We start from the raw sequence: 11,702 nt of genomic DNA, 5'->3' as shown, positions 1-11,702 counted from the left end.
GAAAATTCCCTCTCGCCGTCATCCCGCGGCGAGCTCCTCCCGATCCCTCACCGCGCGTAGACCACGACACCATCACGGGTGATGGCGAACAAGCCCAAGGTTCTACGGGCGAAACAGGCGCAAGACGCGACCGCGAGCCCACTGGGTACTGTTCTCATACGAATCGTTCGAAGGAGGGATGGGTGGACAGGCCGGGATCGGATTCGCTCGGTACCACCGAGTCGCTGGGCACGAAGCTGGACAAACTGGCCGAGGCGCTGACCGAGGGGCACGCCGCCGTCCGGTCCGACGGCGTCTACGTCGATGTCAAGGCGGACGGCCGGGTCACCACCGTCCACATCGACGAGGACGCGTTCCCGGGCGGGCGGCAGCTGGGTCCGCTGCTCACGCGCCTGCTCAACAGCGCCCGCGAGCAGGCCCAAGCCCGGGTCGAAGAGCTGGTGCGCGAGGTGCGCGAGGATCCCCGGACAGCGGCGATCGTCGAACAGATCGGAGACGCGCCCCAGCGTGACCTGCCACCGGCGGCCACCCGGCCACCGGGGCGCATGGATTACGGCCACGGCGACGAAGACGATGAGGACTATCACCCGTTGCGGCCGAAGTCGCCTATCGCGGCCGACTGATGGGTCTACCGGGGCGGGCTGGTAGTGCAGATTCGGTGCGGGAATCCGGCGATCCGCGTCCAGTAGAGTAATCGCGGAAAAGACCAGGTTGACTCGAGGGGGATGGGCCGATGGGCTACGACGCCGACGATTTCATCTTCGTCGATCCGGAACGAGTTCGCGGCCTGGTGTCGGCGATGAACACCGCGGCGGACGCGCTCGGTGCGATCCGCGCCGACGACCAGACGCTGTCCTCGGCGCTCACCATGAGCACACTGCTCCCCGGAACCGGGATCAACGCGGCATGTATGGCCGGTTCCACCCATGCCACGACCGCCATGACGGCGACCACCGAGCAGGTCCGGGTGATGGCCGCGCGCACGGACAACGGCCTGTCCGCGGTCCTGGCGCAAGAAGCCGAGTCCGCGAGCCGGTTCCCCAAGTAACGAGGACCGGCGATGAGCGAGGCCCCCATCCCCACCGTGTCGCAGGTGCGTGACTGGCAACTCGACCAGCTCGAGCAGCAGGGCGGCTTCTGGAACCAGCAGGCGAGCAAGTTCCAGACCGAACTCGACGTCGCCTACGACAATGTCGGCAACTCCGCCGACTACCTGGTCGGCAAGTTCGGCAACGGCCTGCGCGACAAGAGCGTGACCGTCCGCGACACCGGTTACCGGACCGTCGGCGCGCTGCAAGCGGCCGGTGCCGCGATCGGCAACGGACTCGAGCCGCTGCGGTTCGCTCAGAAAACGGTAACCACCCTGCTGACCGCGATCACCTCCGGCGGCTTTCTCTGGGGTGAGGACGGTACCGTCACGCTGTCGCTGGCGCAGGTGGCGAACGCGCTCTCCGGCGACGATGCCGACAGCGCGGCCATCAAACTCGCGGCACTGGAACGCCAAGCCAACGACTACACCCGCGCCCTGCAAGCCGGGCTGTCCGGGGCGGCGGCGGCCGCGCAGAGCGTCGTCAATGGCATCGACGCCGCGTTCGCGGAGCTGCCCGCCGCCGGAGACGGTGCCGCGCCGTCGGGCAATACCGGCGCCGACCTGGGTGCGGAAGTCGCCAAAGAGGGCCCGGTCCCGCCGGAGGCCATGACCCGCATCGAGCAGGCCCTCGACCGGATCAACCTCTCCGACGACGACCAGGCCGCACTGGCGGCCGGTGAGACCGTCGTCGTTCCCGCCTCCACACTCGAGTTCACCCAGCGTCTGCTCGACACCGCCGGACCGGACGGCTTCGCCGAACTCAGCGAACAACTGCGGGCTCGAGGACCCGAAGGCGAAGCGCGGGCGCAGGCCCTCGGCAACGCGGTCATGCTGCTGTCCAACGAGAAGGTCGTCGGCGTCGGAGCCGACGGCACCCAGACCCCCGGCGGCTACGACCGGCTCCCCGGCGATGTCCAGCACATGATCTCCACGCGGGTGAGCCTGAGCGGCGCGGCACCGGACGACAATGCCGGTCAGTACCCCGATATGGGGCTCCCGGGCATCGCGAACCAGGGCGCGTTCCTCTCCCAGCAGGGCCGATTCCTCGACGCCCTCGCACAGTCCGACCCGGGCTACCAGCCCGGCACCAAACTGTCGACCGAGCTGCACCGACAGGGCATGCATCTGGCCTGGCTGGAATCGCACAACATTCAACTGGGTCCGGACACCACTATCCCGCTGGACGATTCGCTCACCAACGCGATCGAGATCGCTTCCCGCAACCACGAGGGCACCACCGCCATTTTCACCGGCGAGGGCGGACCGGAGATCCTGGGCGACGGTTACCACCCCGACACCGCGATGCTGTCGCTGCTGCAACGCGAATCCAGCGACCCGGACAGTCCGCTACTCGGCGCGATGACCGACTGGATTCCACAGGAAGCGCACGTCACCGTGCCGCCGGGTCACCCCGACCATCAAGCGCAGGTCGACCAGGCCACCCAGGCCGGGCGAGCGGCCCGCGGACTCGCCGACATCATCTCCACCACCGAATCCGCCGACGGCACCAATAATTACAAAGTGCTGCTGTCCGGTAAGAATCCCGACGATCTCGGCACGCTGGACAGTGCCGGGATGTCACCCGATGCCGCGAAGCAGGTCGCCGAGGCGCTACAGCCGTTCGTCGGCAAGCTGGTCGGCATGCCCGACGACCTGTCCGGAACCCTCGGATTCGGCAACGACTTCGGTCCCCGAGAAACGGTGCGGGTGCTGAGCGTGCTGTCCACCGACCCCGACGCCAGTCAGATCATCAACGGCGCGGCCCTGGCGGAGTCGCAGCGGATGGACAAGGTGTTCGTTACACCCGGTATGCCCGGTGCCGGTGATCCGGATATCGGCCGGTATGCCAACCGGATCGAATGGGCGGTGAACGAGGCTCTCACGACCGAGTACTCCGAACGCACCGGCGAGGCCAGAGACGCCGCCAGCGACAAGACCGCAAGATGGAACGCCGCCTACACCGGCGCGCAGATCTTGACCGGTGGATTCGGACCCGGCGGGGCCGCGGTCGCGGCCGTATCCGAACCGTTCAAACTGGGGGTGTTCCCGTTCGAACCCGAACAGGTCGACCCGAACGATCCGTTGAAGTACAATCTTCGGCCCGACCAGGTCGGCCAGTACGACCCGTTGACCGCCAAGAGCAGCGATTTCAGCAGGACTACGTTTGGCGACCCGGAGCACCGCAAGTACACGGCCCTGCTGGAACTCACCAATCAAGGCAGGATCGACATCAATGACGTGCCAGCGGAATACAAGGACGCCACCGGGCAACGATTCAAGACCTACGCCGATTACAGCGCCGACATCAACGGCCAGCCACAACGTGATCAGACCGATTCCGCAGATCGAGTGAAGGCACTACTCGCGAACGCTGGCATCGACACGACGGAATTCACCATATATGGCCAGACAGCGGATAGGGGTGAGACCGTGACACTCAACGACACGATCGCTTCCCTAGATCGCGGGAAATCGGCCAATGATGTTCTCGCTGGCCTCGCCGCACCCAAGGACCCCAAAAATACATGGCCCACAGGATGACACGACGACCACCGGCACGGCTGACCGCGACCATCGGCGCGGTGGTCCTCCTCGCCACCGGATGCGGCGAAACCGACACCGGAGGCACGCCGCCAACCAGCACCAGCGCACGACCCTCGAGTGGCGTGTACGAACCACCCGATGAGGTCCGCAACGCCACCGTGGTGTGGTCGGCCGAACCTGGCATCGACCTGTTCTCCACCGCAGCCACACTGATGCGAGCCGCGGACGAATCCGATGTCATCGGCCGGTACGCCGGGCTCGAACACGCCTATCCCGGCTACGCCAAGGCACTGGAACTAGCCGACACGCCTCGCTACGAGATCGAGCGTTACCGCGGAACCATCGCTGGAACCCTGCTCAATCACATCCAGCGAATCCAGGACACCGAAGACGGGTACCTCGTCGAATTCTGCGCCCTGTCCAACGCCTACGGCGAACTCCGCGACGGCCGGTACAAGATGTGGTACGGCCGAGGAACCGCCCTCGCGGCCCGGTTCACCCGTAACAACGACGCACCCGCCCGCGCAACCACCACACCCACGACCACACCGAGCCCGGCGCCGGACCGGCTGCATTGGCAGGCACCCACCTACAACGTGTTCACCGGATGGACCATCTCCTACGTCGAGAGCGGGGCATCGTGCGATGACTGGGCCCTGAGCCTGTACCCGGACGCACCGGTCGAGAACGAGATCAGCTACAGCGACACGCCACCACCCGTGCAACCCGCCTACCCGGGCTGGCCCACCCAACCGGACTAGACCCCCACGTCTGGCAACTCGAGACGCTCAACGACCCTCCGCGGACCCGGGACTGTCGCAAACAGTTGGAACAGTCCAGCCTGATCGCGATCTCGCAACTGGCGATCACCGAGGTCGATCATCGAAGAGCGATACCGCGACCTCGCACTGGACCTGGCAGATACCGTTATGTGCCTTTGGCAACCGAATACGACACCGACGCGATATCGACGTTGGATCGGCGTGATTTCCGCGCAATGCGCCCACTCAGCCGCTTCGCGCCCACTCAGCCGCTTCGAGGATTTCGGCGTCCTACTCGACGACGGCTAACTGGCGTTCGGGCTTGCAGATTGGGGAATGATTGCAGGGCGGTGGGTTTCGGCCTTGTCCATGTGTTGAGGTGTCGGCCGTCGTATCGGGTTCGGGGTGTTGCTGCAGAGATGTGAAGAGATGAGTGTGGTGGCGTTGGGTGTCTTACCTGGCTTGCGCTGACGCCGGGTTGGGTGCCGCGCGCGTCTGCCCCAGCCCACGGACTGGCTGGGGTTGCGTTCTCGAGACGGGCCCTTGGGCGAGGGTGGTCTATTGGCGTAAGTGATCGCCTCGGGTCGGGTCCGGCCGCTGGGCGTGGTGCGGGGGCACCGTGCGGGCGTGATGATCTGACCGGTCGTGGTGGTCGGTGGCGTTTCGGTCGATCTGTCGCGGGGACGGGCGATCACACGCGCCTGCACCCTGTCGACCCAACGGCGGAGGTATCGGCCGACCGACGACCGAGGGCTTCGACTGGCCGACTGTTGGGAGCGTCGACCGTGCGAGCGCAGCGGACATCGGCTGTCCGAGTGTTGGGGAGGTCGATTGGCTGAGCGTCGGGGGCGACTGCCCGCCCGGGGCATCGGTGAGCCACTGCTCCGGATGATGATGCAGATTCACCCGAGGAACCCGCGCCGGATCGATCCGCGTCGGCGGCGCCCACACGACACGACCCGGATACCGGCCACTGCCGACACCACCACCGCGATTGCCGCCGCTACCGAGGCCGTTGCCGATACTGCCGACACCACCACCGCGATTGCCGCCGCTACCGAGGCCGTTGCCGATACTGCCGACACCACCACCGCGATTGCCGCCGCTACCGAGGCCGTTGCCGATACTGCCGACACCGCCGCCGCGGTTGCCGCCGCTACCGAGGCCGTTGCCGCCATTGCCGCCGACGCTGCCGATGCTGTTGCCGCCGATGCTGCCGCTGCTACTGCTGTTGCTGTTGCCGCGTCCGAGGGTGGCCCACCCGGTCGGATCCTCGACATCCTCAGGAATCTGAGCATGACAGCGATCGCACACCAACGTCAGGTTCTCGATATCGGTACGACCACCCCGCAACCACGGCACCATATGATGCACCGCACACATCGTCGCCGGAGCCTCACACCCCGGACGCGTACACCCCCGATCAGCGGCGATACACGCCAACCGCTGCCACGGCGACGCCAACCGATACCTCCCCCGCCCCAAATGCAGGGGCAAACCCTTACCGTCGAACAACATCAACAACGGGTAGCTGCCCTCGGCCATCCGCAACGCGTCGGGGATCGACATCACCGATCCCGATGCGGTGTGGGCGTACCCGGCCCCGGCCTGCAAGTCGGTGAGACTCATCGTCAACACCACCGACACCGGCACGCCCCGGTGAGATCCCAGGTTCTCCGGTCCGCCTGCGGCGGCGAGGAAGGCTTTCACTGCGTCGTGGTTACGCTGCCCGGCACTACGCCGATCCCGCCGCGCCGCCACCTCCATGAGATCCTTGTCGACCGCACCCGGCCCCATCCGGGGGCTGTCGGGATCCTCGGGGTTGCACATGCCCGGCCGCGCCCACTTCGCCAAGACGACATCCAGCAGGGCACGCAGTTGCGGGTCGAGCACGCCCTTGATCTCGCTCATGCCGTCCACGCGTTGTTTGCCCACCCACAGCTCGCGGCGGCGGGCGCGGTCGTCGTCATTGGTGAGGACCCCGTCCGGGTCCAGACACGACAGCAGCACGTGCCCGACCTTGCTCACATACTCCGGCGGCATCTGCACCGCCGCCCGAGCCAACTGCTGTTCGGCCTCGGCCTGCGTCTCGACAGGCACCGCGTTGGGGATGCGGTCCATCACCCGCATGATCACCCGCGCGTGCTCCGGGGACACCACACCCTCGGCCTGCAACGCCGCGGTGGTCGGCAACAACGCCGGACCCGGTTCCCCACAGAACGCGCGCGGCCGCAACGACGCCGACGCGCGTACCCGCGCTCCGGCCTCGGCGGCCGACAACCGCAGCACATCGATCAGATAGCCGCGCATCCCCTTGGCCCCGGCACGCTCCCACAGATGCCTGGACTCGACTTCGGCGATCATGCGATGCGACAGTGCCGCCACCCGACACCGCACCGACTCCACCTCCCGCATCACACCCACGAGAGCGGTGTCGGACAGTCCGGTGAGATCGGTCGCGAGCAGGGCGTCCATCGCGGCCGACAGACCGGCCGCGGTATCACCGCCTCGCGTTCCCCCCTCCGGAATCATGCATTTATTCTACCGCGAAATCCATTGCAGCAGAACAGCAATAGCCATGTGGTATCGAAATCTTCAGATGCTTACTCACATCATCGAAGCGACAAGCACGCGGACGACTATTGGCAATCCCCAGCTGCCATTCCGACACATGACGGATGATTACGAAGTCAGCGACTATGTCGAAACTCGCCGCAGGATCTCGAATATCGCAGATATCCCACCCGAATCAAAGCGTCGTCCGGTTTCCCACCGCCGACCGGCCCACCGGGTGGCCTCCCGAACCCGCGGGCATCAAGCGAGCCGCTTGTTGACCCGCCACGTCATCGCCAAATTCTGAGATTCCGCCAGGTTGCGGCGCAACTGCCGCCCTCGCTCGGCTGCGCCCGCATCCGGGAACTGTGAGACGCCTGGCAGCGGCTCGCCGAACTCGCCGTCGGCTACGACGACCTCACCGACGAGGTCGCCACCGGGCACCCACGCAACCCAGCCGTCAAGTAACGCCCCAGGTGAGAGGCCGATAGATCGGTACACGGCCGGAATCCACCGCGGCTCGCCTTCGCTCGTGGGGGCACGATGTCATATCCCCGAGAACATCCGCCGCCGCGACCAGCACGGCACGGTGCGGTGCCGCCTGTAGGTGTCGTCGTGGTCGGTATCGCCGCGGCGGTGTGGGTGGTCGTGTTCGGTGCGACACTTGCCGTCCTGCTCGGTGGCGTCGACCGGTACGAGTCAACGACGCCTCGGTACACGGAGTACTCGAAGGCGATTCCTACCGCGTCGAGTGGGCCGGACTCGGAGCGTTCACCGGTGACAGCGCCGCCAGAGGTCGCCGCGCCGCCGTCCGCGACCGCACCACCCGCCACCCCGACCCGACCTCCGGCCACCGCCGAGACGCCACCGATCGCGCCAGCCGCACCGGTGCCGCAGGCCGCGCCGACGGAACCTCAAACCGCACCGCCCGCAGCGGATTCCGGCTGTCACCCCTCCTACGATCCCTGCCTGCCGATCGTCAGCGATGTGGACTGCGCCGGTGGGAGCGGCAACGGGCCCGTGTACACACCGGGACCCGTGCGGGTCATCGGGCCGGACGAGTACGGGCTCGATCGCGACCGCGACGGGGTGGGCTGCGAATAGCGCGGAGGGGTAGACGAGCCGCCGCTCGACGGATCGCGTTCAGGACCAGACCTCGAACGGGACATGCCCCACCGCGATGCCGCTGCGGGGGTCGAGCAGGCGGCCCATGCGTTTGAGGGCGCTGAGGGTGTAGGAGCGTTCGGTGATGGCGATGGCCGGAAAGTGGTGCAGGAGGCGGGATTCCAGGGTGACCAGCTCCTGAGGGGTGCGCAGCCAGGCGATCAGCATGACATTGCTCTCGTCGTCGGCGGTCACCACGCAGAGCCGGATCTCCGGCCACTCGGGTAACGCCGCACCGAGGGCGTCCAGGTCGGTGGCCGGGATGCGCGCCCGGATATTGGTGTTCACCCGCCAGCCCGCCGCCTGCTGGGCGAAATCGCAGCGGAAGATCAAGCGGCCGGAGCGGCTCATCTCCGAGATGCGGCGGCGCACCGTGGCGTCGCTGAGGCCGGTGTCGGCGGCCAGTTCGACCGCGCTGCGGCGGGCGTCGGCGCCGAGGGCGAGCACCAGTTCCCGATCGCCGCGGCGGCGGCGCGGCGCTCCCGGTGCGCGCTCGTCGCCCTCGGTCAGCAGCGCTTCCTGCGTCGGGTCCAGGGCACGGGGACGCCAGTGGCTGCCGTCGGAGTACTGGTGCACGGCCACGGCCAGGCGGGCCTCCTCGATGCCGGGGTGCTCGGCCAGCCAGCGGACGCGGAAGTCGTCCAGGGCGGCTGGTGATTCGGCCGCCACCGACAGTTGCAGGTCGTAGCGTCCGCTGGTCCGGTCGACCGCGAACACGCAGCCGTACGTGCTGGACCGGGCGGACACCTCGGCGACCGTATCGGGGCGACATCGCAGGCGCACGTAGCCGACCGTGGCGAACTCCGGCGCGTACGCGGTCGTCCAGGCCAGGCCGGTATCGGTGAGGTGCTGCCAGCGGCGGGCCGCGGTGGTGGCGTCGATGCCGAGGGACGCGCCGATCAGGGACCAGGGTGCCCGCGGGCTGATCTGCAGCGCGTTCACCAGGTCCAAGTCGCGCTCGCCGAACTCGACCGCGACGTCGAAACCCTGCGCGGGGGTGTTACCGATGTCGGATTCCGGCGTTTCCGATGTGCTGTAGAACACATGACCCATTGTGACAGCACCGCCACGCCAAGAGGAGGAACCACGGGTTTGCTGCGTACCACTCGAATCACGGTGCTGCTGTTGTCGGCAGCTTGGATCGCCGACTACATCGACCGCATCGTCATCAATTTCGCGCTGCCCGCGATCGGCGACGACCTGAACCTCGACCACACCCAGCTGGGCATGGTGGTGTCGGTGTTCTTCCTCGCCTACGCGGGCATGCAGATTCCCGCCGGGTTGCTGGCCGACCGTTACGGCGCGCTCACGATGGGCACCATCGGCCTGCTCGCCTGGTCGGTCTTCACCGGACTGACCGCGGTGGCCTGGTCGTTCTCCACACTGCTCGCCTTGCGGTTCCTGTTCGGGCTGGTGCAGGGCGTCTTTCCCCCGGCGGCGCTGAAGGCGCTGTCGGAACGCAGCCTGCCCGAGCAGCGCACTACCGCCAGCGGCTGGACCAATGCCTCCAACGCGGTCGGCACCCTGCTGGCCGCCCTGGTGGCCGCGATCCTGCTGCCCACCGTGGGCTGGCGCATCATGTTCGCCATCATCTCGCTGTTGGGCGTCGCGGTACTGCTGGCGTGGCGACGCTGGATGCCCGAACCGCTGCCGGAGGCGGTGGCCGCACCCGATGCCCGACCCGCGCGCGACGACCGGTTGCGACGGCTGGTCATGCGCTCACCGGCGCTGCTGGGATTCGCGGTGATCTTCTTCGGCTACGACGCGATCGTGTGGGGGCTGAGTGCGTGGATGCCCACCTATCTGCACGACGAGTACGGCGTCTCGACCAGCACGGCCGCGTTGATCGGACTGCCCGCCACGGTTTTCGCGGCCGTGGGAACGGTGGCGGGCGCGCGGCTGTCGGACCGCATCGGCGGGCGGCCCCGGCACATCGTGGTACCGGCCATGATCGTCACCGCCGCACTGGCCGTGGCCCTGCCGTACGCCGGGTCGGTACTCGTCTTCGTGATCGCGGCGACAGTGCTGGGCACGGTGGCGTCGCTGTGCTACATGCCCGCCTTCGCGGTCCCGCTGCGGGCACTGCCCACCGAGCTGCTGGGTTCGGCCACGGCGGTGATCATCTTCGGCGGCCAGCTCGCCGGAGTCGTCACTCCCCTGCTGTTCGGCGCGGTCACCGACCACGTCTCGTACACCGCGGCCTTCGCCACGCTGACCCTCGGACCGGTGCTGGCCATCGCGGCGGCGGCCGTCGTGCCGCAGACCGCCGATGCCTTCCGCGCCCTGCTGCCGCAACCACCCGCTCCCGAGCCGAAGGAGACCCTCGCATGACCATCACCCCGGACCAGTTGCGGCACAACGGTTTCCCCATGCCGGACGGGCCGGTCGACCCGCACTGGCAGCAGGTGTACCGGCACCTGCACGCGCATCCGGAACTGTCCGGCGCGGAATTCGACACCGCCCGGCTGGTCGCCGACGAGCTGCGTGCCCTGCCCGGCTGGGAGGTGAGCGAGGGCATCGGCGGCACCGGCGTGGTCGGCGTGCTGCACGGCGGACCCGGCCCGGTGATCTGGCTGCGCGCCGATATGGACGCGCTACCCGTACAGGAGGACACCGGACTGGACTACATGTCCCGGAACCCCGGTGTGATGCACGCTTGCGGGCACGACATGCACGTCACCGCCCTACTCGCCGCCTGCGCACGGCTCGCATCCGAACCCTTCACCGGCACCGTGGTGGCCATCTTCCAGCCCGCCGAGGAGACCGGCGGAGGGGCGCGCGCCATGCTCGACGACGGCCTGCTGGAGCGGGTGCCGCGACCGCGAATCTGCCTGGGCCAGCACGTGAGTCCGCTGCCCGCGGGGCTCATCGCCAGCAAGGGCGGCCCCATCATGGCCGCCTCGGATTCGGTGCGCATCGTGCTCAGCGGCAAGGGCGGCCACGGATCCACCCCGCATCTGGCCGTGGACCCGGTGTCCATGGCGGCGTCGCTGGTGCTGCGCCTGCAATCGCTGACCGCGCGACAGACGGCCCGGCCGTCGTCGCCGGTGCTCACGGTGGGCGCGCTGCACGCGGGAACCCGGCCCAACATCATTCCCGAGACGGCCGAAATGCTGTTGACGCTACGAACTTTCAGCGACAGCGCCCGGCAGCTGATGCTGGACGGGATCGAGCGGCTCGCCCGGGCCGAGGTGGATGCCGCCGGTGCGCCGGAAGCGCCGCGGATCGAGTGCTACGACCGCTTCCCGGTCACGGTCAACACCCCCGCCGACACCGATCGCGTGCTCACCGCGTTCACCGCCGCCGGACTCCCCGCGCTCACGCTGCCGCACCCGCAGACCGGCAGCGAGGACTTCGGCGTACTCGGCACCGCGGCCGAATGCCCCTCGGTGTTCTGGCATATCGGCGGATACCCCCTGGACCGGTTCTCCGAGGAGGACCGGGCGGTCATGCTCGCCGACCACACCCTGCCCGCGAACATCCCCGCCAATCACTCGCCGCACTTCGCGCCCGATCCGGAACAGACCCTGCCCGCGGCCACCGCGGCGATGGTCACCGCCGCGCGCACCGAACTCGCCGTCGAGGCGTAA

At 68.0% G+C, this 11,702-nt stretch carries 9 protein-coding genes; 7 read left to right on the top strand and 2 right to left on the bottom strand.

Annotated features, from left to right (window positions below; genetic code table 11):
• Window positions 1-182 precede the first annotated feature (182 nt).
• From QJS31_RS04565 to QJS31_RS04550, 4 genes are all read left to right on the top strand, one after another.
• Window positions 183-623 (top strand): YbaB/EbfC family nucleoid-associated protein, encoded by a 441-nt coding sequence (locus tag QJS31_RS04565; RefSeq protein ID WP_306355991.1) that lies wholly within the window; start codon window positions 183-185, stop codon window positions 621-623.
• A 110-nt stretch (window positions 624-733) separates the two neighbouring features.
• Window positions 734-1,048 (top strand): hypothetical protein, encoded by a 315-nt coding sequence (locus QJS31_RS04560; protein WP_282784419.1) that lies wholly within the window; start codon window positions 734-736, stop codon window positions 1,046-1,048.
• A gap of 12 nt (window positions 1,049-1,060) precedes the next feature.
• The gene (locus QJS31_RS04555) at window positions 1,061-3,631 is read left to right on the top strand and encodes a hypothetical protein (protein WP_306355990.1); all 2,571 of its coding nucleotides are present in this window, start codon (window positions 1,061-1,063) and stop codon (window positions 3,629-3,631) included.
• A gap of 125 nt (window positions 3,632-3,756) precedes the next feature.
• Window positions 3,757-4,395: a hypothetical protein gene (locus QJS31_RS04550; RefSeq protein ID WP_306355989.1), complete on the top strand. Its 639-nt coding sequence runs from the start codon at window positions 3,757-3,759 to the stop codon at window positions 4,393-4,395.
• A gap of 558 nt (window positions 4,396-4,953) precedes the next feature.
• Here QJS31_RS04550 and QJS31_RS04545 read toward each other — a convergent pair.
• The gene (locus tag QJS31_RS04545) at window positions 4,954-6,927 is read right to left on the bottom strand and encodes an HNH endonuclease signature motif containing protein (RefSeq protein ID WP_306355988.1); all 1,974 of its coding nucleotides are present in this window, start codon (window positions 6,925-6,927) and stop codon (window positions 4,954-4,956) included.
• A gap of 798 nt (window positions 6,928-7,725) precedes the next feature.
• Between QJS31_RS04545 and QJS31_RS04540 the strand changes: the two genes are divergently transcribed.
• Window positions 7,726-8,052, top strand: a complete 327-nt coding sequence (locus QJS31_RS04540; protein WP_282776851.1) for a hypothetical protein — start codon at window positions 7,726-7,728, stop codon at window positions 8,050-8,052.
• Between the two features lie 39 nt (window positions 8,053-8,091).
• On the opposite strand, the gene QJS31_RS04535 is transcribed toward QJS31_RS04540, so the two are convergent.
• A complete protein-coding gene (locus QJS31_RS04535) occupies window positions 8,092-9,156 on the bottom strand; it encodes an Lrp/AsnC family transcriptional regulator (protein WP_282776849.1) in 1,065 nt (354 codons plus the stop codon).
• A gap of 48 nt (window positions 9,157-9,204) precedes the next feature.
• Between QJS31_RS04535 and QJS31_RS04530 the strand changes: the two genes are divergently transcribed.
• Window positions 9,205-10,443, top strand: coding sequence for an MFS transporter (locus tag QJS31_RS04530; protein ID WP_306355987.1), 1,239 nt, complete (start codon window positions 9,205-9,207; stop codon window positions 10,441-10,443).
• A complete protein-coding gene (locus QJS31_RS04525; RefSeq protein ID WP_282776845.1) occupies window positions 10,440-11,702 on the top strand; it encodes an amidohydrolase in 1,263 nt (420 codons plus the stop codon). The genes QJS31_RS04530 and QJS31_RS04525 overlap by 4 nt, the downstream gene beginning before the upstream one ends.

This window comes from Nocardia sp. CC213A, assembly GCF_030766805.1.
In the GTDB taxonomy this organism is placed as follows: Bacteria; Actinomycetota; Actinomycetes; order Mycobacteriales; family Mycobacteriaceae; genus Nocardia; species Nocardia otitidiscaviarum.
Note: the sequence above shows the minus strand (reverse complement) of the source record. Positions and strands in the feature narration are given on the sequence as shown.